At 45.3% G+C, this 23,581-nt stretch carries 19 protein-coding genes, 2 pseudogenes and 1 riboswitch; of the genes and pseudogenes, 7 read left to right on the forward strand and 14 right to left on the reverse strand.

What is annotated here, in order from left to right; translation table 11 throughout:
• The 7 genes from tnpA to VZ94_RS10430 form a co-directional block, all read right to left on the reverse strand.
• The coding region (gene tnpA, locus VZ94_RS33235) for an IS66 family insertion sequence element accessory protein TnpA (protein WP_439097727.1) at positions 1-99 on the reverse strand (99 nt) is incomplete at its 3' end.
• A 262-nt stretch (positions 100-361) separates the two neighbouring features.
• Positions 362-2,623, reverse strand: coding sequence for a pentapeptide repeat-containing protein (locus VZ94_RS10410; protein ID WP_045779187.1), 2,262 nt, complete (start codon positions 2,621-2,623; stop codon positions 362-364).
• A gap of 23 nt (positions 2,624-2,646) precedes the next feature.
• Positions 2,647-3,228, reverse strand: a complete 582-nt coding sequence (locus VZ94_RS10415) for an LBP/BPI/CETP family protein (protein ID WP_204369106.1) — start codon at positions 3,226-3,228, stop codon at positions 2,647-2,649.
• Positions 3,225-4,313 carry an LBP/BPI/CETP family protein gene (locus VZ94_RS10420; protein WP_045779189.1) on the reverse strand — a complete coding sequence of 363 codons (1,089 nt, stop codon included), beginning with the start codon at positions 4,311-4,313 and terminating at the stop codon, positions 3,225-3,227. The genes VZ94_RS10415 and VZ94_RS10420 overlap by 4 nt, the downstream gene beginning before the upstream one ends.
• A gap of 15 nt (positions 4,314-4,328) precedes the next feature.
• Positions 4,329-4,460 carry a hypothetical protein gene (locus VZ94_RS30630; protein ID WP_275575200.1) on the reverse strand — a complete coding sequence of 44 codons (132 nt, stop codon included), beginning with the start codon at positions 4,458-4,460 and terminating at the stop codon, positions 4,329-4,331.
• Positions 4,461-4,489: 29 nt separating this feature from the next.
• Positions 4,490-6,019 carry an LBP/BPI/CETP family protein gene (locus VZ94_RS10425; RefSeq protein WP_045779190.1) on the reverse strand — a complete coding sequence of 510 codons (1,530 nt, stop codon included), beginning with the start codon at positions 6,017-6,019 and terminating at the stop codon, positions 4,490-4,492.
• Positions 6,020-6,196: 177 nt separating this feature from the next.
• Positions 6,197-10,111, reverse strand: a complete 3,915-nt coding sequence (locus VZ94_RS10430; RefSeq protein WP_045779191.1) for an NHL repeat-containing protein — start codon at positions 10,109-10,111, stop codon at positions 6,197-6,199.
• Positions 10,112-11,059: 948 nt separating this feature from the next.
• Between VZ94_RS10430 and VZ94_RS10435 the strand changes: the two genes are divergently transcribed.
• The 3 genes and pseudogenes from VZ94_RS10435 (at position 11,060) to VZ94_RS10440 (ending at position 13,103) form a co-directional block, all read left to right on the forward strand.
• Positions 11,060-11,602, forward strand: a complete 543-nt coding sequence (locus tag VZ94_RS10435) for a glutathione S-transferase N-terminal domain-containing protein (RefSeq protein WP_045779192.1) — start codon at positions 11,060-11,062, stop codon at positions 11,600-11,602.
• A gap of 10 nt (positions 11,603-11,612) precedes the next feature.
• Positions 11,613-11,657: pseudogene (locus VZ94_RS32735) on the forward strand (hypothetical protein); the annotation flags it as partial.
• A gap of 45 nt (positions 11,658-11,702) precedes the next feature.
• Positions 11,703-13,103 carry a cytochrome P450 gene (locus VZ94_RS10440; RefSeq protein ID WP_082081550.1) on the forward strand — a complete coding sequence of 467 codons (1,401 nt, stop codon included), beginning with the start codon at positions 11,703-11,705 and terminating at the stop codon, positions 13,101-13,103.
• On the opposite strand, the gene VZ94_RS10445 is transcribed toward VZ94_RS10440, so the two are convergent.
• Both VZ94_RS10445 and thiC read right to left on the reverse strand, forming a co-directional pair.
• On the reverse strand, positions 13,104-14,624 hold the full coding sequence (locus VZ94_RS10445; RefSeq protein WP_239649830.1) for an FAD-linked oxidase C-terminal domain-containing protein: 1,521 nt from the start codon (positions 14,622-14,624) through the stop codon (positions 13,104-13,106).
• Between the two features lie 77 nt (positions 14,625-14,701).
• Positions 14,702-16,573 (reverse strand): annotated as a pseudogene (thiC, locus tag VZ94_RS10450) (phosphomethylpyrimidine synthase ThiC).
• Positions 16,574-16,745: 172 nt separating this feature from the next.
• A riboswitch (TPP riboswitch) is annotated at positions 16,746-16,845 on the reverse strand.
• A 201-nt stretch (positions 16,846-17,046) separates the two neighbouring features.
• Between thiC and VZ94_RS10455 the strand changes: the two are divergent.
• The 4 genes from VZ94_RS10455 (at position 17,047) to VZ94_RS10465 (ending at position 19,385) form a co-directional block, all read left to right on the forward strand.
• On the forward strand, positions 17,047-17,781 hold the full coding sequence (locus tag VZ94_RS10455; RefSeq protein WP_192828626.1) for a glycosyltransferase family 2 protein: 735 nt from the start codon (positions 17,047-17,049) through the stop codon (positions 17,779-17,781).
• Positions 17,771-18,100, forward strand: coding sequence for a lipid-A-disaccharide synthase N-terminal domain-containing protein (locus VZ94_RS10460; protein WP_045779195.1), 330 nt, complete (start codon positions 17,771-17,773; stop codon positions 18,098-18,100). Before VZ94_RS10455 ends, VZ94_RS10460 begins: the two co-directional genes overlap by 11 nt.
• Before the next feature lie 113 nt (positions 18,101-18,213).
• Entirely contained in the window at positions 18,214-18,660 is a 447-nt protein-coding gene (locus tag VZ94_RS28750; protein ID WP_239649831.1) for an acetyltransferase domain-containing protein, read from the forward strand.
• Entirely contained in the window at positions 18,579-19,385 is an 807-nt protein-coding gene (locus VZ94_RS10465) for an acetyltransferase domain-containing protein (protein ID WP_239649832.1), read from the forward strand. The genes VZ94_RS28750 and VZ94_RS10465 overlap by 82 nt, the downstream gene beginning before the upstream one ends.
• A 147-nt stretch (positions 19,386-19,532) precedes the next feature.
• On the opposite strand, the gene VZ94_RS10470 is transcribed toward VZ94_RS10465, so the two are convergent.
• From VZ94_RS10470 to VZ94_RS10505, 5 genes are all read right to left on the reverse strand, one after another.
• On the reverse strand, positions 19,533-19,826 hold the full coding sequence (locus VZ94_RS10470) for a hypothetical protein (RefSeq protein ID WP_131655531.1): 294 nt from the start codon (positions 19,824-19,826) through the stop codon (positions 19,533-19,535).
• A 225-nt stretch (positions 19,827-20,051) separates the two neighbouring features.
• The gene (locus VZ94_RS10480; protein ID WP_045779198.1) at positions 20,052-20,330 is read right to left on the reverse strand and encodes a hypothetical protein; all 279 of its coding nucleotides are present in this window, start codon (positions 20,328-20,330) and stop codon (positions 20,052-20,054) included.
• Between the two features lie 869 nt (positions 20,331-21,199).
• Entirely contained in the window at positions 21,200-21,805 is a 606-nt protein-coding gene (locus VZ94_RS10495) for a hypothetical protein (RefSeq protein ID WP_052700432.1), read from the reverse strand.
• Positions 21,806-22,017: 212 nt separating this feature from the next.
• Positions 22,018-22,221 carry a hypothetical protein gene (locus tag VZ94_RS10500; RefSeq protein WP_045779200.1) on the reverse strand — a complete coding sequence of 68 codons (204 nt, stop codon included), beginning with the start codon at positions 22,219-22,221 and terminating at the stop codon, positions 22,018-22,020.
• A 327-nt stretch (positions 22,222-22,548) separates the two neighbouring features.
• Entirely contained in the window at positions 22,549-23,361 is an 813-nt protein-coding gene (locus tag VZ94_RS10505; RefSeq protein ID WP_045779201.1) for a DUF2002 family protein, read from the reverse strand.
• Positions 23,362-23,581: the final 220 nt, after the last annotated feature.

A 23,581-nucleotide genomic window follows, 5' to 3' on the forward strand; every position in this document is an offset into this window, starting at 1 on the left:
TTTTGACATTAAGCCGATGCTGTCGCAATACGCCGCTTGCGTCATTCCGCTGCTTTGCCAAGTGTTCAGGTGGTGTATCCAATGCGCGGTTAAGGTCATGCATTATCCTCTTCAAAAATTTTTGAGAATAACGGTTCTGAACTTATTAGAACAGGTGGTTTGGTTGAGCGCTTACAGTTTTTGTTTAAACAAGGATGTTAATTCCGCAGGATCGCCTGACTGCCATTAGGTTAAGCACTCAACAGTCAATTATCGGAGTGCAAGGATTGCCTTGCAGATTTTAAACACCGTACAAAGCAAGCTTTGCACTCCAAAATGGCTTAACTTAATGGCAGTGAGGCGGTAATTGCGAGAATGTTATTTATTGATTGACTGTGTTGCCTGTTGCCACTGTAAAAAACGCTTGTTCGTCAATTTTATTTTGCTTAAGCCAGGAAAAAGGTAAACAGGCTGGACCTACGGAATTAGAGCTAAAAGCATTGGCTAAATTTTGAGTGGCACCGAAAGCGACCCCTTGCGGATATTGGCTTAAATTTTCAATTAATATGGGGGAAGTCCCGTAAACGGATAAACGCGTTGTTTCGGCAAAAACCTGTAAGGTGTTAAACCGATAACTGCGAAGGTATACGGCATCCGCACTAGGTGTTATCGACCAACTGCTAGTGGCTGTTATCGGTGCGTTTAGTGCTAAGTTGTATTGTTTTCCAGCAAAAATTGACACTAACCGTTGTGAAGCTTGCGGCTGATTTAAAAAAGGTGCGTCAGCCGCAGGCAAATTGAACAGGTACTTGCCATTACCATAGACATTAAAACCTGAAGTTCCGGTCTTAACCAGGTATTGTTTTGGGGCATGTGGATCGATGGCTTGGCTATTGTCTATTGTCCAAAAGGCTGTGTCCATTATCGAAGGCGTATTACCAAGATCGAGTCCGGCGGCATGAAACGCAGGACTCAAATTAGCGATACCGGTTGCTGTTAAATATTGCTGATCATCGCTAGGTAGAAAGAATAAGACTACACCCAAATCGAGAGCCACTACCGCATGGGTTAGTAGCGTTCCAGAAAAAGTTGCTTTGCTGAAATCAACGCCTTCAAGATGCGCCCTGGCAAACGAAATCGCCCGCCCGCTTCCCCCAGGTCCAACCATGCATCCGGTAAATTTTCCCTGTAATAATAGGCAATCACTGAAATCCGCTCCCGAAACATTGGCTTGGGTAAAATCGTTTGAGGTCAGAACTGAACCGGTCAAAACCGCATCTTGTAAATCGGCATGATTGAGCGTCGCAGGCGCCGCATACCACTTAACGTTACGCAAATCAGCACCGGCAAGACTGGCTGTTGGCGCTGTAACCCCGACTAATGAGGCACCATTAAGCACTGCTGGAATTAAGCTTGGATTATCGTTAAATACCTCAATCCCGTTGTCACTCAGGAATAATTTGTAAGGGCCACTAGGGTCGAGAATTAACCAGCTTTGGCCTTTAATGACAACGACGACCACGGATGCCGGTTGAAGGGTAATGCCATTATTTTTAAAAGCGGCGATTAAATCAGTCTGTGGATAAGCATCGTTATCTAATTCGTTAGCAAACTGTGTATTTAATTGAGGGTCGAGAAAAAACAAAAAGCTGCTCGCGCCCATTTTTACCCGAGTTAAATCCGAATGATCAAAGACAGCATTACAAAAAATCCCCATTTGTGCCGAAGCATCGGTTAACGTCACTCCGCGTAAAAATGCTCCAAGCGCAACCACGCCATTTAAGTTCGCGGTGGTCAAATCGGCGGTATCGAGGACGGTAGAAATCAATGTGGCACCGGCCAAGTTTGCGCCTTGTAGATTGAGATTGGTCAACACAGCTCTAGTGAAATCGGCTGATGTAGCTTTTGCCCCGCTGCAATCTAGCTTATAAGTTTGACCACCGAGTTGACAACCTGCCGCATTTGAACCAGACAAATCAATTTGCCGTGCCGATGCTGGTTTACCCCAATTCAAACCGCGTAAATCGGTCTGGCTCATATTCGCGTTATCCAACGTCGCATTGCTGAAATTGGCACCTGCTAGCTGTGCCCCGGTAAAGTTGGCGTTACTAAAATCTATGCCTTGGGATAAATCTTGGCCGATGAGAATCACGTTGGAAAAATCGGCATTCACCGCTTGTTTGGCTTGCCTGACGGTTGCTAGCGAAACCGTTTCTACAGTCGGCGCAAAGGTTGCGTAATGGTCGGTGCCGTCGGTTACTCCCAGAACATTAGGCGTTTCTGGATTGGTCGGCGACAAGTAATAAAGCGCTTGGTCACCGTTGGCTGTTTTAACGCTGATCTGGCTACCCAATGGGTTTCCAGACAATAAAAATGCCGCCGCATTGGCAACGTCATCGGTGAATTCGATAAAGACACCGGTTTCATTTAAGCTTAGCCAGCGCAGATCGCCCGATTGTATGCGGTAAGTGCCATCGGGGAAAAGATACACCATATACTTTTCCGTCGCGGTCACGGACAAGGCATTCATGCCGGGAATATACAACCAGCCGTGATGCCCGTCACTGATGCGGTTGGTGGTTAGATATAAATTTTGAATGCCTTCAACGGCAGAACAAAAACGCCATTTTGCCTGCGAATACACCTGGAAATGTTTGGCTCATGACTTTAATGGGTAACAAGGTTAGATTTATAGACGACATCAGCCAGAATGCTGACATAGCCGGTTTGGATGCTCAGCTCGGCATTGCCAAAATCGAATTGGAAATCCTGCATGATGGGTAATGGCACCCCGGTTTTGCCTAAGTCCGCCAAATTCTGGGCATATAAACCTTCGGCAATCACCCAAACAATGGCTTCGAAAATAGGGCCGTTAAATCCAGGAATGCTACTGCTATCGTAAGTGATGGTATTTTCGGCATTAGCAAAACCAAATTGCAAGGTCTGCGTATTATTCGATGAAATTCCCAACGCCAGATCAGTCAAAACATCCGTCCGTTTTACGCTGAATGTTATGTTTGGCTGGGGATTAGCGCTATTTTGAATGGTCAGCGTATAACTGATATCTTGCGTTGACGCCATCGCAGCTATTTTGGCCGCTGTTTCTATGGTTGAAAAATACTGGGTTGGAACAGTTGCCGACGTCAAAAACGCTTCAACGGCAGCTTGCGTTAAATAAGCATTGCCAGCAATCGCCTGTAGCAATTGGTAAACATCGGCAGGCAACTGGCTTTGTAAAAGCGTCATCACGGCCGCGTTGAATAAATAAACAGTTTGGAATGAGGTGGTTGGTGCGGCGTTTTGCGTGATTTGCGCATACATGACAAAGGCAGCATAGGGCTGAAGCGCGGTTCATAAGTGGTATAACTCGATACCTTCAACAATTGCGCATCGGGCAAATCTTCCGGTTTAATCAACAAATTCAGCTTTCCAGCTTCAAAATAAACCCAGTTCAAGGCATCCACTTCGTAATTTGAAACATACATATTCAAATGATGCGAGGTATCGGAATCGGCAGGAGGAATGGGCAAGGGTAGCGAGGGCGGGTTAGCGCCAGAGAAAGCGGTGCCGTTATAGCTAGCCCCACCTTTTACGCCCATTTGAATGCCATCATTATTGGGAAACAGCAAACCTGAATCGCCAAGCGAAAAATCATAAACCATACCGTCACCTAAATTGCCCGATGCAGGAATACTGGCTAGGTTTCCGGTAATCAGAGTATTCAGTGATGAGCTGAAATCAATCGCCGACAACGCAGACGCTGTTGCATCAGACGCATGGGAAGAAAAACATTCTTGGTTTTCTTCTTGGATAATACTGTCACTGGGAATATTGGCACTACTGCTTACGGCATTACCGGTTGTCGTACCGGCGACGATGCTCCAGGTCTGACTTTGATTATCGTATTCAAATTGCAGTGGAACATTGACGGTCAGTGATGAAAAGCTAGGCGTATAAGTAAATTTATTATCTTTATTGACTGGGTTATCGCAAATAACGCCTACGCCAGCGATAAAAGTGCAATGGGTATAACTATAGGTTTCTTCCCACGCATATTGGGCGTTGAAATTGACCGCTTGCATCACCAGCGGAAAATTACCGCCACTATTTTGGGTGACACTTTCAAATGCGGGCGTGAAGTTGACTAACGTTCCGTTGGTCAGATTAATAACGATGTTATCAGCCGTGCTGTAAAGAATATCGATACGACCGATATTTATCGTTTTATTGGGCGGCCTCAGTTGGGATAACAGGTTAACCAGTTCTTTAGCAACCAATTGCTGTGCGAAAAAATTAATACCGGTTTTGCCGATGGCGATCGTAATGGCTTGCATAAGTAATCCTTGTAATTAGCTGTTTTTATAAACCACATTGGCTAAAATGCTGACATAGCCCGTTTGTACGCTAAGTTCGGCATTGCTGAAATCGAATTGGAAATTCTGCATAATAGGTAGAGGGACGCCGGTTGCGCCTAAATCCACTAAGTTTTGTGCGTAAAGACCTTCAGCGATTACCCAGACGATTGCCTCAAAAATTTCACCGTTAAAGCCTGGAATCGTACTGCTTTGGTAAGTAACCGTACTACCTGCATTGGCGAAGCGAATTGCAAGGTCTGGGTATTATTTAACGAAATGCCCAGGCCCAAATTAGTTAATACATCTACGCGTTTAACGCTAAAGGTTATATTTGGTTGGGGATTGGCGTTATTTTGAATCGTTAGCGTATAACTAATGTCTTGGGTTAAGACCATTGCCGATGTTTTTCCGGCATTTTCTATCGTTGTGAAGTATTGATTCGGAACAGTCGCTTGGGTTAAAAAAGCTTCCAGACTGGTTTGCGACAAATACGCATTGCTTGGCAGCGCTTCGATCAATGTGTAAACAGTTGCTGGAAGTTGCTGTTGCAAAAGAGTCATTGCACTTTTGGAATAAACGTACGCCGTCTGAAACGACGTCACTGGAGCGATGTTTTGCGTCAATTGAGCATTCATAACAAATGCTGAGTACGGGGTTAAGCTCGGTTCAAACGTTGTGTAACTGGATACCAGCAGCAGTTTTGGGTCCGGCAAATCCTGAGGGGTTATCAGCAGGTTCAATTTTCCAGCTTTGTAATAAGCCCAGTTTAGAGCGTCCACTTCGTAATTCGAGACATACATAGACAAATGATGGGTATCGGAATCGGTGGGCGGTACGGGTAACGGTAACGACGGTGGGGTAGGGCCGGAAAATGCAGTGCCGTTATAGCTCGCGCCGCCTTTCACACCCATTTGAATCCCATCATTATTGGGAAATACTAGGCCAGAATCTCCAAGCGAAAAGTCATAAACCATACCATCACCTAAATTTCCCGAACCGGGAATCGTTTTAATGATTCCGCTGAGCAAACTGTTCAGTGGCGTAGCAAAATCGATAGCACTAATCGCTTGCGCGGTGGCGTCATCGACATGTGTTCCGGCACAACTAGCATCTTGTCCGTTCAGAATACTCGAACCAGGGATATTCGCAGTTAAATTAGCAGTTTGGGCAGACGTTTTATAGGTTGTGATCTCCCAGGCATTATTGCTGCTATCAAATAAAAATTGCACGATTACCATCGCCGTTAATTGACCAAAGCCAGGGCTATAAGATAGAGGCGTGGAAGTATTTCCGTCAGTATGCTGTACGACAGGCCCATTCGGTCCGGTATAAGTGTCATATTCGTCCCAATGATAATTTTCCTGCCAATCATACTTAGCTGAAAAATTACCCGCAGCGAAAGTCAGCGTAAAAATCGGTGTTTTAGCCGAATCATCAGCAACACCTTGGGTGACAGTTTTGAAAGTAGGGGAAAAACCAATCAAACTGCCATTTGATAAGACTATTGAGATAGCGCTGTAGTCGATTTCCACTTGATAGCTGGGATAGGTTTTGAAATTTGCAACCTGAATGGTTCTATTGGGCGGGGCTAACTTTCCAAGTAGAGTGACTAACGTACCCACTAAATAGTTTTGGGTAAAGAACTGAATTCCGGTTTTGCCAATGGCGATGGTAATGCCCTGCATGTGTTCACCTAACAGTTGAAAAGTTTATGTTATTGCTGTTGTTTTTTGGCTACCCACTTAAGTAGGGACAGGGCATTGTCCTGCCTAAAGTGCATAGCCTTGTTTTTATAGAGCACGTTGGTCAAAGCTGACATAGCCTTAAAGCCGTCATCTCAGCGATGACGGCATTGTTTTAGGTTATGCTGGAATTGAATACACTTGCAGGGCGTCGCCGCTACGGTAAACGTGATATATCGTTACGCCGTCTTTTACATCCCAGAAGCCATCAGGATTAATCACTTCAATAAACGCTTGATTGCTTAAAGAAATGTGATGATCGGCAAAGTCAGCTTTAATAGCGCTGATGTTCTGTGAATTAAAATTGGGTTGCTCGCTCAATGGGAAACTGAATAAAGGCGGAGTGGGTGTCCAATGCGCTAAACCCGGTTGCAAGCCTCCGTTAGCGCCTTTCAGTGTTTCGTAGGTTAGCGCATATAAGTCACGCCAAATGTCAACGGTAAGCCGTCCAGCGACGATATTTTGTGGCTGGGTAGTAATCGCCGAATCCGGTGAGCGGAACAAGAAAGTGCCATCCGGGTTGTACACGTCGAGTAGATAATCCGATGCTGAGCCCCCGTCATTGGTATATGACAGGATATATAGATAGCCTTGCGCCTCGACGGCCATATCCAAGTAATTGAGGTCTGCGCCGTTCGGCCCGGCTTGGAGTGGGAAATAAGTCAAACAATCAAACACTTCAACTAATTTTGGATTACCGCTTGACACTGTTAATAGCCAGGCCAAACCCAGTAGATTATCGCTCAACAGCCAGCGTTCTCCAGGCTGCTGCACTTTTATTGAAACCGATAGTGGGCGCTGGTACACATTTAACAGGCCATCTTGGTATAAAATCTGCCATGCCAGCTTGCGTGGATCGGTGATAATCCAAGAGGAACCGGGTTGCACGACTTCAATTTGCGAACTAACCGACGGATCGTTAAGCGCGTCAGGGTCATACGATGGATTGATGTTTAACAAAGCCAATGCCGCCAGCAAAGGGTCTTTGCTGTTAGGCTGAAATTTTCCACTATCTAGTTCGGCAATATAGCTCGCATTAGTAAGGGGCGCGATGAAATTTTGTCCGGCTACAATCAGGCCGTCGGTAAACTGTAGCGGTACTTGACCGGCATCCAACATAGGGGCGACATCTGCCGTGTTGACGGTATAAACCCAAGGGTATGGCGTAAAACTTGGAACCGCGTTACCCAAAATGTCAAAAGCTTGCACGCGATTGTTTAAACTTTCTAAAATCAGAATCCTGCCATCTGGTGCTACAGCCAAGGCTTTTGGACCTTTCATCAAACCTTCGCGCACACCTTCGCCAGAGACTAATAACGCTTCTGGCGCTTGGCCGTCAGGTGATGGCGCAGCAGGTAGATTCAAAATCATCAGTTTGTGCTTACTAAACGAACAAGCAAGCACTGCGTTATTGGGATGAATTGCCATAGAGTCTAAATTGTCTAGCGGAAACGAACCCCAACTCAGCAAATTAGGCTTACCCAAGCCAAAATCGCTTTCGCCGTCTAACACGACTTGCCGTAAATTTAACGAACCGTTACGCGGGTCGAGAATAAAATTGTTTTGGTCTATGGTGTTATCGGTATTCAGCGACGGTGCGTACGCGATGCCTGGCTTTTGAGTCAAACCAATAGTGCTGCTAATTAAACGTGAACCGGGATCGGCTAAGACCGAAAGGTTTTGCAGGCCGTAAAGTTGCTGATCGGAAATCGGCGCGTCCGGTGAATCCGGATGCAAATGCTGATTCGCTGCCCGCCAAATATAACCCACTTGGAAGGCACTGTTATTGACGGTAATTGCGGTCAATTCACACAATCCACCGGTGGCGGCGCAATTTAGTGAAGTCAGATTAGTGCTCGGTGGTTCACCGTTAGCAACCCAGGAAAAATCGGAGTTGGCGTACTGAATTTTTTCTTTATACACATACTGGGTATCAATGCCTAGCGGTACCAGATTTTCCGTGACACTTTTATCACCAAGATTAAGCGTCGTGCCTTGATTCGGCACGGCTGGCGTCCAGTTATTTTGCCAAGAGCTTGCTAACCAGCCATTGGCGCTGTACAAACCGATAAAAATACGGAAATTACCACCTGCAGGCACATTCTCAAATAACAAAGGGATGGGGGTTCCGCTGGTAGTCGCTGGCATTGTTCCTTTTAACTCAAAGTTGGTCCCCCCTTGAACTTGTAAGGTCGCAACATAATACGCAGCCACCGAAGACCAAACGGCGGTTTCAGGATGTCCGGCTTCACCATGACGTGGATCTGGGTGCAAAGTTAAAGAAACATCAATCGCGCGTTTGATTTCTGCAGTAACCAACGAATCAGACGACAACACTTCACCGGTGGTGATAGCGATTAATTCGAAATCCAAGGCCACAGCAGCCAATTTAAATAACCAACCAACCGGGCCGAATGCGTTGGATAATTCACCTTCACCGACTTGTTCTAGCAACCACTCGCCTAGTTTTTCCATGCCTTTTTTGACAACGAAACTAATCACGACATTGCCGAATTGCAGCATGGTTTCTTTCCAATTGGTCAATGCCGCTTTGGTCGCTACGCCACCGGCAACCAGAAATGAAAGTACGGCAACTGCGGCCAGTCTTAATTCTTTATCGTTAACGATTTTATTGAACGTTTGCGTGCTGGTGATTATTTTTCCGGCAATCATGAATATAATGGGTATACCATACTGCCAAGCTCCGGTTAACAATGCACCTCGGTCACTGACGTTTAAGTCATCCCAACTGACTTTATCCCAGTTGGAAACGCCTAGACTACCAAAATAAATTTTAATCGCCGAAGCCGTACCGATATTAAAACGCTCTGTCGTCGGGAACACAGGAATGGGAATGCCCATAATCGTATCGACGGCTGACAGCCCGTCTATGCTTTGGCGTGGACCAAGCGAATGGCCCTGGTCATCGAATAATTCAAAAGCGACGTAAAATGTACGGCTATAAACATTGTACGCATCAATGGAAAAATTATTTTTAGGATCAATCTTTAGCGAGTCTTTATCGAGTTTTATTCCGGATGTATACGTTTGATAAGGCACCGTCCATTTAAATTCAGTGTCTTCGACTAAGCGTTCAACATTTAATGCTGTATTTTTAGTGTTAGATTTTTTGAGAACGCTGGTGCCAGGAGCAGGACTCCATAACTGATTCTGCAGTTGCAAATCGTCGCTAGAGGTGCGTTTTGCACCAACAATCGGAACGGCTGATGCGCTAAGAACATTGCCTGTAATATCAAAGGTCTGTAGTTTTTGCCCTTGCTTAAATTCACCCAAATCGTAATCTGCTGTAATCGGATTGCCATTTTTGTCCTTACAATCAATGACGGGCGACCAGCTCGGCGTATTGGTCATTGCGTCATTCAATACTTGCATGGCATTGTATTGATCCGGATTCACCTTAGGATCAGGCAAAATATGAGCATCACGAATATAAGCTGCCGTGACGGGTTGCACTGTCGCTAAATCAGGATGGTGGGCAATCAAGCCTGCGGCCGTCGTTTGGGTGTCGACTAAATACTGTGCAGCCACCATTTTGTCTATGGCTTTTTCTTCATCGGTTGCTTGGGTTTCAATACCTAGCCAATAAAGCCTGCCATTGGTATGCGAATTAATAGCGGGCTGATTCGCTTTCATGCCTTGAGGCGCATGACGTCCATGTTGGCGTGATAAACGCTGTTTCCACATGTCCGACCGGTAAAAATTTCTCAAAATTACCGGTGGGATAATATGGCTCATTAACACCACTTCATTCAAATGCGAGCCTGCTTGTTTAGGTCTGACGACTTTAACCCATTTCGGTGCATTGCTGTCAAAATGCTCGTCCGGAATCTCAACAAAATGGGTGTAGCTCTTAGCTTTCTCGGGTGACAAGTCGGCAAATACCGGATTAGTAGTTTTCGATGCCGCTAGAGATTCATCGGTATGCACAGACAAATCAAAGATAGTTCCGTGAACAAGAACTTGCAAACACTCAGAATCATGCAGATGACCCAACGCAAAATGAAAATATGACATAAGCCTAAACCCGCCTTTAGAAAAAATAGTTGTGAAACACGATAAGTTTTTTGTAGTGATGATGGGTGGAAAAAAGCCGCATGGTAACTGTTATTCTTAAACGATACGAACTTCTAACAAATTATATGCTGCCAAATAATAATCCATACTTACGATATAAGCTAGTGCGAATTGTAAGGTAGGTTTTATCGAAAATTTTCAAAAAGGCTAAGCAGTGTAATTACAGCAAAAAAATTATGCGCCCGTTATTAGTCTGTAAACGGTTTTAGCAAGCGCTGTTGCTGCAATCACTACCGAGCATGTCGGCATGAGGTACACGCAGACCCGCATAACAGAGCAATATCGCGGCTAATACCCAGAGAGGGTTTGGTATTGTTGTATGATATTTAACCGAGGCTAGCAAAAAACACCGCATAGACGACAGAAGGTGACACATCGAGCGGTTTTTTCAACATCATCTGTATGAGTTGCAAAATACCTAAACCACAGAAGAGTCATTTATCCAAGTTGCCGAAGTTTTTATCAGCACAATAGCTTATTGTGTTAGTCATTTTGAATGATGATGTATACTCCGAACGGTAAAGTTTTCGGTATCTTGGGTTGCTGTAGGGTGCGCTGCGCATACCTTATTATTGATTTTATTGCGATTTTTTTTAATGGTACACACCGCGTACCCTACTCAAAAAACGAAGGTTGACTGTTCAGAGTATGTATTTGGACAACTTGATACTTACAATATTTAATTTTAAAAGTTTCTTTCGCTTTCTTTTTTATAGAGTTATGATTGCTACTAGCAATTGAAAGATAAGCGAATTAGCGTTTGCTTATTCTATGCGGCTTACAGATTAGGTATATAGTCGACTTAGTATTGCTTATAACCATTTATGTAAATAAGTGGCTTTCAAGAAGCTATTACGATAATAAACAACTATAAGAGTGAGGTATAACATGATAAAGCCAGGCAATACGCGGCGTGGGGTGTACTCTAAACCGGTGAATCAATTGTTGACGCTTCCGGTGTCGCATCTGTGTGAGTTAATACGTTGGTTATTAGATAGAGGAGGGGTGCCTTATCGTGAGTCTGGGCAAGTACCTGTTTTGCATTTTTTTGCGTTTTTATTAGCCGGTGCTGACACTAAAGCGATGCCGGTGTTAATCACAAATGAAGCGACCTTAGGCAGTCTACGTGAGGCTATTGATTATATCGATGCGCGTTTGCCGGAGGCGTTGCGGTTATGGCCTAGTAACCCTTCGGAACGTGAACAAACTGAACGTTTACTGGGCATATTGCTTAATGATTTAGCCATCGCGACGCGCAATTATGCGTATGCGATGTTATTACCGCATAAAGAGGTTGTGTTACCGTTATGGCAACAACGGGTGCCTGGTTGGCAGCAGTGGTTAGCGGCTAAGATTTATCTGTGGTTAGCCGGGGTTTTGGCAAAAAAATTTACCGGCCGATACTGCGCAAATCACCATCAGCCAATCTAAGATTGAGACGATTTTTGCTGAGTTAGATGCGTTACTTGCAGATGGTCGACCTTATTTATTAGGTCGTCAACCGACTCTAGTTGATTACTGTTTAGCAGCATTGGCTGCACCTGTACTATTGCCTGAGCAATTTCGTGGTGTACAGGCGACTTTAGCGCAATTGCCTGCTGCATACCGTGCTTTTGTCGAAGAACTGCGCGTAACGCCTAGCGGTCAATTAGCACTCACCCTATACCGTGAGCATAGGCCGGTGCCTGCTAGTGCGCCAGCCTATCATCCGACCTCTACCACGCCTCAACACATTATTCCTTATTATGGTAGCCGAGTAGTGGCTACATTAACGAGCGCATCCGTGCAACGCTGTGTATTTAACTGGCTGCGTAAGCATAAGCCTGTCGTCGTCATTGGTAAACGTGCGATTGTGACGCGTGCCGTTGATGTCAAACAAACGTTGGCACGCGATACTGAATTTACTATTGCCGAGATTAATGCGCCTAATATGCTACGTTTAAATGGCCCATTTTTCTTAGGCATGGATCGTTCGCCGCAGTATAGCCACGAGCAATCGACGCTAAGACGAGTGATTAAACCTGATGAAGCGGCATTGATTCGGCGTGTTGCGCGTAAACACTGCGATGATATGATTCAAGCGGCACTGCCGATAGGGCGTATTGATGTGGTTTCACAACTGGCACGTCCGGTTGCTAGACGTTTTATTACTGATTATTTAGGCGTACCGGGTCCCGATGAAGTCACGATGATGCGTTGGTTGCGCGCGTTGTTTCATGATTTGTTTTTAAATCTAAGCAATGAACGTAGTATTCAAGTAACCGCTGAGCAGGCGTTTCACGAGTTAGGCCCTTATTTATTAACGCTGATTGAGCAGCGCCGAGAGTTGCTGAAACAAGGTCAAGTGTTTGACGATTTTTTGTCTCGTTTAGTGCAAGGTCAACTGACAGGGCAAAACGATTTTGATGATGATGCGATTCGGCGCAATATTTCTGGTTTGATTGTTGGCGCGTTGGATACCACATCAATGGCATCTACGTTAATTATTGAACAAATGTTGGCTAAACCGGATGTGATGCAGCGCGCTAAACAAGTGATTGACGATGAACAGAAATTTTTACATCTGTGCTTTGACGTATTTAGGTTTAATACCATGGCGGCGGCTATGCGTCGGTATTGTAAACAAGGTGCGGTGATTGCTGGTGTGAAGATTCCACCTGACACTGAGTTGTTTATTTCAACCGCTTCAGCGATGTTTGATGAAAGTGCTTGGCCTGACCCTTATACGGTGCGCGACGATAGGCCGCTAGATGACTATTTGCATTTTGGTGATGGCATGCACCGGTGTTTTGGCGAGTATATTAATCGTATTCAAATTCCAATTATCGTCGCTGGCGTTTTGCGCTTAGACACTCTCAAACCGTGTAGTCGCTTGTTATACGACGGGCCATTCCCTGACCAGTATGTGTTAAGTTTTGATGTGCCTGGCTGATTAGAAACGCGGTAACTCTTGAAATTTAAGCCGTCCCTGATGCACATGCATAGCGCCGAATTCTGCACAACGCGCTAAGCTAGGGACGGCTTTGCCAGGGTTTAACAAGCCTTTAGCATCAAAAACTTGTTTTAGCGCGTGAAATTGTTCGAGCTCTGCGTGACTAAACTGCAAACACATTTGATTGATTTTTTCTATCCCTACACCGTGTTCACCCGAAATCGTCCCACCTGCGTCTATGCTTAGACGCAAAATATCGCTACCTAACTGTTCGGCTTTGGCGAGTTCACCCGGCACATCGGCGTTGTATAAAATCAATGGATGCAAATTGCCGTCACCGGCATGAAAGACATTTGCCACTGCTAAGCCGTATTGGGCTGATAACTCGGCAATCCCTTGTAATACCTGCGCTAAATGGCGTCTTGGTATGGTACCGTCCATACAATAATAATCCGGCGATAATCGACCTATGGCCGGAAACGCTGATTTACGCCCTGCCCAGAGTTGTTTACGTTCCGCTTCGGCTTCGGCGATGTGAATAGAAAATGCTTGGTTTTCTGTAACAATGTGCATAGCGGCTTCAGTTTCGGTGACGACTTGTGCATGATTGCCGTCAAATTCGCATAACAACAAGGCTTCAGCATCGTCTGGATAACCGGCATGGATAAATGCTTCAGCGGCTTTTATGCTGGCTTTATCCATCATTTCTAAGCCTGCTGGTATTAAGCCTGAGGCAATAATCGCTGACACCGCTTGTGCTGCATTTTCAAGGCGTTTAAACGCGGCCATTAACGTGCAAACATGTTCGGGCTTGGGTAATAATTTAACCGTAGCCTCGACGACAACACCGAGTAAGCCTTCTGAGCCAATGACGACAGCTAGTAAATCATAACCCGGCCCATCTAAACCTTGGCTGCCTAACTCGACAAGCTCGCCGGTGATAGTAACGATTTTAACGCTTAAGACATTATGCGTAGTTAAGCCGTATTTTAAACAATGTACACCCCCCGCGTTTTCTGCAATGTTGCCGCCGATAGTGCAAGCAATTTGCGAAGAAGGGTCGGGTGCATAATACAAACCAAAAGCGGCAGCGGCTTGTGAAATGGCTATGTTGCGAACGCCAGGCTGGACTATCGCTAAGCGGCTATCGGGATTTACCGCTAAAATTCGATTGAGTTTAGTTAAGCTTAATAACACACCATTAGAGAGTGGCAACGCGCCACCTGCGAGTCCCGTGCCAGCACCACGCGCGACGATAGGTACGTTAAGCTCATAGCAACATCGTAAGCAATGTTGTACTTGTTCGACAGTGTCAGGCAATACCACTAACCAAGGCGGATTTTTATAAGCCGATAAACCATCACATTCAAAAGGCATTAATGCCTCTACCTCGCTGATAATCGCACTCGCTGGGAGTTGCTCGCGTAATCGCTTGATTAATTCTTCGCGCGGAGTAGCGTGGTGTTTGTGTTCTGATGGATGCGGTTGCATAGGTGGCGTCGCGCAGTATGTGGTCATCATGCCTGCCATAGCGTGGTTCGCTATGGCAGTGTTTTAGGCGTTTAAAAGCCAAACTCAACGCGCAAACATCTCGCGCCTTAAATTTTTTGGTAAATCTTCGCCCCTTCTTCTAAAAACTGACGCGATTTTTCTTCCATGCCGGCATGTAACGCTTGGGTTTCTTCTAAGCCTTTTTCGGCAGCGTATTCGCGCACGTCTTGGCTGATTTTCATCGAGCAGAAATGCGGGCCGCACATAGAGCAAAAGTGGGCGACTTTAGCGGATTCTTTCGGTAAGGTTTCGTCGTGAAATTCGCGAGCTTTTTCAGGGTCTAGGCCGATATTGAATTGGTCTTCCCAACGGAACTCAAAGCGAGCTTTAGACATCGCGTTATCGCGGGCTTGAGCGCCAGGGTGGCCTTTGGCTAAATCGGCAGCATGAGCGGCGATTTTGTAGGTCACGATGCCTTCGCGCACGTCTTGTTTATTCGGTAAGCCTAAATGCTCTTTTTGCGTGACATAACACAACATGGCGCAACCATACCAACCGATATGGGCGGCGCCTATTGCTGAGGTAATATGGTCGTAACCAGGCGCAATGTCAGTAGTCAGCGGGCCTAGCGTATAAAACGGCGCTTCGCCACAAGTTTCTAGTTGTTTTTCCATGTTGACTCTAACCATGTGTAAAGGTACATGGCCAGGGCCTTCAATCATGGTTTGCACATCGTGACGCCAGGCGATTTTTGTCAGCTCGCCTAAGGTTTCTAATTCGCCAAATTGCGCGGCATCGTTAGCATCATAAATCGAACCGGGACGCAAGCCATCGCCTAATGAGAACGAGACATCATAGGCTTTCATGATTTCGCAAATTTCTTCAAAATGCGTGTATAAAAAGCTTTCAGTATGGTGTGCTAAACACCACTTCGCCATGATAGAACCGCCGCGCGAGACGATACCAGTCATGCGTTTCGCAGTGAGCGGTACATGGTGTAAGCGCACGCCAGCGTGTATCGTGAAATAATCGACGCCTTGTTCGGCTTGTTCGATTAATGTGTCGCGGAAGATGTCCCAGGTCAGCTCTTCGGCTTTACCGCCGACTTTTTTCTAGGGCTTGGTAAATCGGCACGGTGCCTATCGGCACGGGCGAGTTGCGTAAAATCCATTCGCGGGTTTCGTGTATGTGTTTACCCGTTGATAAGTCCATGATGGTGTCGCCGCCCCAGCGAATACCCCAGAGCATTTTTTCAACTTCTTCTTCTATCGTTGATGTGACGGCCGAGTTGCCTAAATTGCCATTGATTTTTACCAAGAAGTTACGGCCTATAATCATAGGCTCTAACTCAGGGTGGTTAATATTGGCAGGAATAATAGCGCGGCCTCTGGCAACTTCGGAACGCACGAATTCTGGCGTGATTCTATCGGGAATTTCGGCGCCAAAAGATTGCCCTGGATGCTGGTCGTGCCAGAGTGCGCGCATTTCGTCCATGTTTTGATTTTCGCGTAGCGCAATATATTCCATTTCCGGTGTGATAATGCCTTTACGCGCGTAATGCATTTGCGTGACGTTTAAACCCGCTTTAGCACGACGCGGTTTGCGTATCAGCTCAAAGCGTAAATGTGCAGTAGCCGGGTCGTGTAAGCGTTGATGTCCGTAGTTCGAACTTGGCCCGAATAACTCTTCAGTATCGTTACGCTCATTTATCCATGTAGCGCGTACCGGTGCTAAACCTTTTTTTTTAAGTCGATAAAGACATTTGGGTCGGTGTAAGGGCCTGAGGTGTCGTAGACGTATAGAGGTGGGTTATGTTCGGCACCAAATTGTGCCGGGGTTTGAGATAACGTGATTTTACGCATTGGTACGCGTATATCAGGGCGGCTACCGGTTAAATAGATTTTTTCTGACGAGGGGTAGGAGTCTATTTTAACTCCAGTTTCTTGTTGGGCGAGAGGCTCTTTGAGGATGGCGCTCATGTGTTATCTCCATTTTAAAAACAAGGTTACCAACTTAAGACGGGACAGGTCATTCAGAACGCAGGACGCCGTAAATACGTCCCTGTAGGCTTGGCGGCAGCATCCCTGCTGCCGACACCTGCTTTCTAAACGCCCTGTCCCATCATTAAGTGTGTAGCCAAAAACAACAAGGCGCAGGTAAGTGGGGCTTTCCTACGCCGGTATTAACCGGAATCAGGTTCAAAGGGTCTGTCTCAGCCTCATCATGCGATGAAGCACCCCTAGCCTTAACGGATGTGCGGCTAAGTTAATGGAAAATAGCCTATATTGCAAGCAATCTACGTTATTTAGTGTTGGTTAGAAATTGATTTGTTAATCAATAGACTAGGTGTTTGTACATCGCTAACGCTTATTTTTATCTGATTTATCTTTGCTTTTATTTATGGCTTGGGTGATAAAATAATCACTGCTTTAACTTACTTTTTAAAATATTTGTGAAACTATCTATTGTTGTTCCGGTTTTTAACGAAGCCGACAATATTCTTCTGTTGTTAAATGAAATTACTCAGGCCATGCAAGATGCCGAGGCGTATGAAATTATTTTTGTTGATGATGCAAGTACGGATAATTCTGCTCAAGTATTTGCTGAGGCATTGCATGAAATTCCAACATTACGCGTACTAAAACATAGTCGTACCTCTGGACAAAGTAGGGCGGTTTACACCGGTGTTAAAGCGGCGCGTTATGCCACGATTGCGACGTTAGATGGTGACGGCCAGAACGACCCCGCCGATATTCCAAGGCTTTACCAGACCCTTATCGCTAAGCAATCGCTAGAGCCTAACTTGGTTATGGTTGCTGGCTGGCGGCAACACCGGCATGATTCGGCTTGGCGGTTGTTTTCGTCTAAATTTGCTAATACGGTGCGTGCAAGCTTATTAGGTGATAACACGCCAGATACCGGTTGCGGTTTGAAAGTGTTTGTTAGAGACCTATTTTTGTCGCTGCCTTACTTTGATCACATGCATAGATTTTTACCGGCTTTGGTGTTGCGTACCGGTGGGCAAGTGATTTCGGAGCCGGTGAACCATCGCTCTCGCGTCAAAGGCCAATCAAAATATGGTACGTTGGATAGGTTAAGTGCCGGTATTATCGATTTATTCGGCGTGATGTGGTTACAGCGTCGAGCTAGACGTACTGACGTAACGGAGATTAAGCGTGACGAGTGAAACCCTTTGGTTAGGTATAGGCTTTATAGGCCAAGCGCTGTTTTCGGCGCGTTTTATCATTCAGTGGCTGCAATCTGAGAAAGAAAAGAAAAGCGTATTCCCTGTGGCGTTTTGGTATTTCAGTATTGCGGGTGGTTTAACGCTAACAGCGTATGCGATTTATCGTCAAGACCCGGTATTTATTTTAGGTCAAGCAAGCGGGTTGTTGATTTATTTGCGTAATTTGTATTTTGTGGTTTATCAGCCTAAACAAAAAATTCGACCGAAAGTTAAAGTGGGTCATAGGTATACTCTGAACGTTCAAATTTTCGGTTTTTGAGTAGGGTACGCTGTGCGTACCATTAAAAAATCGTAATAAAATCAATAAAAAGGTAAGCGTAGCGTACCCTACAGCGAGCTGTAAAAACCGAAAACTTAACCATTTTAAAGTATATGTCTAGTGCTAATCATTCAGAACGTTTAACCGCCATAGATTGCTTACGTGGCTTAGTCATGATTTTGATGACGTTAGACCATACCCGCGATTTTTTTACCAATGCGCATTTTTCCCCGACGGATTTATCCCAAACTAGCCCGGCATTGTTTTTAACGCGTTGGATTACGCATTATTGTGCGCCAACCTTTGTATTCTTAGCGGGTGTCAGTGCGTTCTTAGCTGCCGGGAAGTTTGCACGAGTCAGCGAACTTAGCCGGTTTTTATTGTTGCGCGGTGTATTATTAATCGTGTTGCAAAGTACCGTTGAGGCGGTGGCATGGGAGTTTACTGGGGATTTGCGTGAAATCAACGGTGGCGTGTTGTGGGCGATAGGCTGGTCTATGATTTTTTTAGCCGGTCTGGTGTATTTGCCTATGCGTTGGCTTGTCGCCATTGGTTGGTGATGGTGTTAGGTCATAACGCTTTCGATACGGTTACTAGCGATGATTTTGGTCATGTTGCTTGGCTATGGGCAATTTTACATACGGGCAATAAGATAGATCTGGGTGGCGCTTGGAGCTTAAGGCCTTATTATCCATTGATTCCGTGGCTAGGTGTGATGGCGTTAGGTTATGGTTTTGGCGCAGTGTTATCGCGTTTCCCAGCGCAGCGGTCTAGTTATGTGTTGGGATTAGGCGGCGTTTTGATCGTGTTGTTTTTGCTGCTGCGCGGGTTTAATAGCTATGGCGACCCTAAGCCGTGGCAGGTTCTACCGAATCCCGTGTTTACCGTGTTATCGTTTCTAAATTGTCATAAATATCCGCCGTCACTGGCATATTTATTGATGACCTTAGGGCCAGCGTTGGTTTTATTAGGTTTATTTGACCGTATTAAACCTAAAACCTTGCCTATCTTACCCATCTTTGGCCGTACGGCCTTGTTTTATTATTTACTGCATTTGTATGTGATACATGGCTTGGCTGTTATCGTCGCAGTATTAACCGATGGGCCTGTAATACCGTTATTACTCGGCCCGTGGTCAAAAGAGATGCCAGAGCATTATGGCTATGATTTACCCGTGGTATACGGAATTTGGCTAGCGGTGTTGGCGCTGTTGTATCCGTTATGCGTATGGTTTGACCAGTTTAAGCGCAGTCACAGTCATTGGGCTTGGTTGAAGTTTTTTTAGCTTTTTATAAGGGTTACCAACTTAAGACGAGGACAGGTCATTTAGAACGCAGGACGCCGTAAATACGTCCCTGTAGGTTTGGCGGCAGCATCCCTGCTGCCGACACCTGTGCTCTAAACGCCCTGTCCCATCTTAAGCGTGTAGTCTTTATAAGCATTGCTGACCAATATGATAAGGCGTGGCAACTAAATAATTGCCATGCCAATACGCTTCGACAAAGGTGTTAGCATCGGTTAACACTAATAGAAAATCCCCAATACCAGCACTGACAAATGCGGCTTTTAAGGGAATATCGGAATTAGCCCGGTAATACCAACCTACGGAATAAATGGTTAATTGCCCCACCGATTCATCAAAACCGCTGAAGCGGTAAAGCGGACCCGGCAAGAAAGACGGGTCTTGATAAAATTGGTATTGCGTTAATGCACTGTATTCCGACACCCAGCAAGCGACGTTTTTGTGCCGCTAAAACCCGCCATAACGAGTTAAACAAATCGGTAGCCACTGAAGCATCGTTAACATAGTTGTAGCTATCGCCTTTTTCTAACGTGTTAAGATAATACGTGAGTGCCGGGGCGACGGTGAAGGCTTTTGCTGCACTCCAAGCTCCCCAGCCAGCCTGATTTTTAGCACGTACGCGCCAACTGCTGTTGCCAGGCGGTAGCGCTAAGCTGGGTACGCCGAACATGATTTTTTACTAGCTAAGCATTTTTGTTCGGCTTTATATTGATAATTACTAATGTTGCCGGTGCTGTCTTTTATCGACAATTGATAAAGACTCGCGCCGACAACCATTGACCATTGATAGCTGGTCGCGACTTCAGTGATGTTGCCTGCGGGTGAGCGCAGTATTGGCGCTTTCGGTAGTGCCGCATAGACAACTTCTGTGAACAGCGCGCAAACAATGAACAGTCCTAAGTAGTGGGATATTGTTTGAGTTTTCATAGTGTTTACCGAGTTAAGTGTTAACAAGCCTAAGAGGGGTGTCGGTTAACTTAACGCAAAAACATCCACGAATCACGCGTGTAACTTGGGTAATATTACCAGTGGGTGGGGGACAGGTGCTGCGACGTGTTGGATCGGCCATATTACGACCGGAGGATTCTTGCACAAGTCGGAGGACAACTTCAGCAGATGGAAGTCTGTGTTCACCCAAGATCCCGGACGATAGTCAGCGCCTTGGCATGCCACTCGAGAGTGGCATTCTCGGTATGCGCAAGTTCGGCCTATATATTGATGCTTGGCATTGCAGAGGAAGACATCGGCTCCTGATGCGTAGCCCTGTAAGTACCCCTTGAGCTTACGGCCCGCTATAGCCACTGCTTCCATGTTGGCTTCATCGGAGACCGTCAGCAGGAAATCTATGTCTTTGGGATTGCTCTTGTTCGTAGTTAGCGAGCCTAAGAGTGCGACCCGTTCGACCCCGCGCACAAGAATGATTCTGCCGACGAAGGTCTCGCCAGCGGTTAAGAGTACTTGTCGAGTGATGTGCATATTATTTTCCTCTCAGTATAGCTTTGGTAATAGTATCAATAGCTAGCAAGGGCAGGGCAATCACCAACGGGTCGTGCGTCTTACAAACGTTGAGTCAGTAGACAAAATTTAGTACAGAACAATATTTATACAAACGATAATGCCTCCGCGCTAAAACAAGCAGCATTTTTTGTTTGGTTTTTTCACGTATTGCCACAGTTACGCAATAGCTCAGTCTGGTCGGCTTAATGTAGGCCATCGTTTTAGCTCTTGTGCTAATAAAACTAACTGGGGTCATATATTTAAATTCTTGCTGTTTTTCTACTCGGACGCCGGTTTTATTAGCCATTAATTTGACGTGCATGTTGTGCTACAACGTCTTGCCAAAGTTTCTCAAATTCACTAAGTAATTTTTGGAATGACTCGGCTTCGGTTTTTAATCGTGAATTTTCTATGGCTTGCTCACTCGACCAAGTAGTGGCTCTTTGTTGCTCAGTTGCCGTGGCTTCCGCTACGCCATAGACATAACCTGTGCGCACATCGAACAATGCCGCTGATGCAGTTGTTGTTACCAGAGCCTTTTTATTGGGTAAGAACCCAAGCGATATAATAGACAGTGGCCCAATGTCGGTACTTTCTACATTAAACCGAGTGTCTATTGAATAGACCAACAACATGTCTGTTTTTAGGCTTGCGGCTGCAAGCCGCAAATCTTTTATTGATTGAAGCTTTTCGGATAGCAGTATGCGGCTCATAGCCGCGATGCCTGAAACCATTGGCAAGCGACCCAGCCTATCAAGGTCTTGCTCTGTTTCAATATCCCGTGTAGTCACAATGCAGAACGTTCCCTCACCATAACACTGATTGTTAAATGAGTGATAGCCGGTGGATTGCACTCTTGCCAAAGCGATGCGGGATGGAAAAGGTGCGGCCGGCTCACGCTGCATGATTTCCGCAATATCGCCATCGGTTTTGGCTAGATTGCCGACATTGATGCCTGCACCAGGCGTTTTGATACGTGGCGCAGCCGGTAATCGATAATGCCAGTGCGACTACGAGGATAAGACGTTTGTAATTAAAGTGCATGGATGCCTGATCGTTTAATGGCTGGCGTAAAGCTCAGTGGCTGAGTATTAGTGGATTTTGCAGGAATGTTGAGTTAAGCCTTAATTGCTTTCTTTATGATTTCAGTCGAATGTCGCAAGCGTGGGCTATCTACCAGGTTAAACCCCAATGCAAGACAATGCTCTTGCGCCGCTTGAGAGTAAGTAAGCAAATCATTGTGATATAGCTCCGCAAGTCTTTGCCGCGTATCGTGAATTTCATTAACAATTGAATTTTGGCTAGGTTGTAGGGTGTTCATTATCTAGTCTCCATTAGTTCAAAAGGGGTCACCAGCTCAGGTAACTTATATCCCTTGGCGGAACACAAACCGCGCATTACAGGCAATTGCGCCGGGTTGGCAATGTGTGTGCAATTCCAGGTTAGAAGTACATCCATCTCATGATAAGCCGCGCAAGCAATATGCAAAGCATCTAATCTTGCTTTAGGCGGCAGTCCTCCGCCCAAGAGTAAAAATTCAGCTAATGTTGGGATTTCTGTTGTAATGACTGAGGTCAGAGTAGGCTTATTACTCTGATCCCTGTTTTATTGCCTTGATTTGTATAGGCTATCGGTGTTAACAGCATTTCTATGACTGGTAGACATAATTTCTATGATACTCAAGATAAGGTAAATTTTCTTTCTTGATATCCTTAATTACTAGACCTGGATGAATTCCTAATATACCTCTAGAGGCAACATCTAAAGCTGAGGAAATTACTATGGCTCCAGTATTATCAAACGTTATTAGCCCTGTGTCGAATGATGAATCTAAATTAGGTGTGAGTAAAAAACCATTGAATACATCAAGTCTTTCTACATTGTTGGAGTCTCGCCATGGTTTGATATGGGATGCTTTTAACAAAGGAATTGCGGGACAGCTTGTCACTGAACATGCACCCCACAAATCAATCAGTTGCTTTCTAAATAGTCCTTGGCCAACGCGGCTATTGATAACTGATTCTTTTTCTGTAGTGGGCAGATTTTCTAGTTGCCCTTCGGCCTCCTTAATTTCCTCTAGCTCGTTGCAAAAGTAGGCAATAGGATGTGTTAATAATTGTTCTATGAAGTTTCGGAATGCAGCTTCAGAATCAAAACCGAACGGCATTCCGTAACAAATTTCCTTCTTTCCCTTATTTTGTTTTTTAGGGAACATCTTCATGTTCGACTTATGAATATATTTTTGTTGGCTCTGAACTCCATAGGTCGCCATAAGATTGTCTCTAAACGATTGATGTCGCGGATGAATAACCAAGCCAGAATAATTTTCCCCAGCTTTCTTGTTCACATAAATGTACTGATCCGTTGAGGGCAACGTGTAACCTATTGCATACTGGGTTTCGTGTTTTTTTGTGCAGCCAATTGATTCGAGCAATCTCGCAATTTCATTTGAAGTTAGCATTAGTTATAAAGCATCCTTTCTTGCTACGAATAAGGAGCTAGATAGCTTCAACCTATCTACTAAAAAAAGACCGGCAGTAAGGTAATCGATTGATCTGCATATTATTTTCCTTTTCAGTATAGCTTGGGTCACCGTATCAATCGCTAGTAAGGGCGGTGCTTATTACCAACTTTGAGTCAGTGGACAAAATCTAGCACAATCTAAAACTTATGCAAATTAT

Origin of the sequence: Methylocucumis oryzae (assembly GCF_000963695.1) — a bacterium.
GTDB lineage: Bacteria > Pseudomonadota > Gammaproteobacteria > Methylococcales > Methylomonadaceae > Methylovulum > Methylovulum oryzae.

Coding starts and splice junctions, on each gene's coding strand:
- VZ94_RS10420 (WP_045779189.1), bottom strand. CDS start 4,313: ATGCAAGCCATTACGATCGCCATCGGCAAAACCGGTATTAATTTTTTC.
- VZ94_RS10425 (WP_045779190.1), bottom strand. CDS start 6,019: ATGCAGGGCATTACCATCGCCATTGGCAAAACCGGAATTCAGTTCTTT.
- VZ94_RS10430 (WP_045779191.1), bottom strand. CDS start 10,111: ATGTCATATTTTCATTTTGCGTTGGGTCATCTGCATGATTCTGAGTGT.
- VZ94_RS10435 (WP_045779192.1), top strand. CDS start 11,060: ATGATAAAGCCAGGCAATACGCGGCGTGGGGTGTACTCTAAACCGGTG.
- VZ94_RS10445 (WP_239649830.1), bottom strand. CDS start 14,624: ATGATGACCACATACTGCGCGACGCCACCTATGCAACCGCATCCATCA.
- VZ94_RS28750 (WP_239649831.1), top strand. CDS start 18,214: ATGTCTAGTGCTAATCATTCAGAACGTTTAACCGCCATAGATTGCTTA.
- VZ94_RS10480 (WP_045779198.1), bottom strand. CDS start 20,330: ATGAAAACTCAAACAATATCCCACTACTTAGGACTGTTCATTGTTTGC.
- VZ94_RS10495 (WP_052700432.1), bottom strand. CDS start 21,805: ATGCAGCGTGAGCCGGCCGCACCTTTTCCATCCCGCATCGCTTTGGCA.
- VZ94_RS10500 (WP_045779200.1), bottom strand. CDS start 22,221: ATGAACACCCTACAACCTAGCCAAAATTCAATTGTTAATGAAATTCAC.
- VZ94_RS10505 (WP_045779201.1), bottom strand. CDS start 23,361: ATGCTAACTTCAAATGAAATTGCGAGATTGCTCGAATCAATTGGCTGC.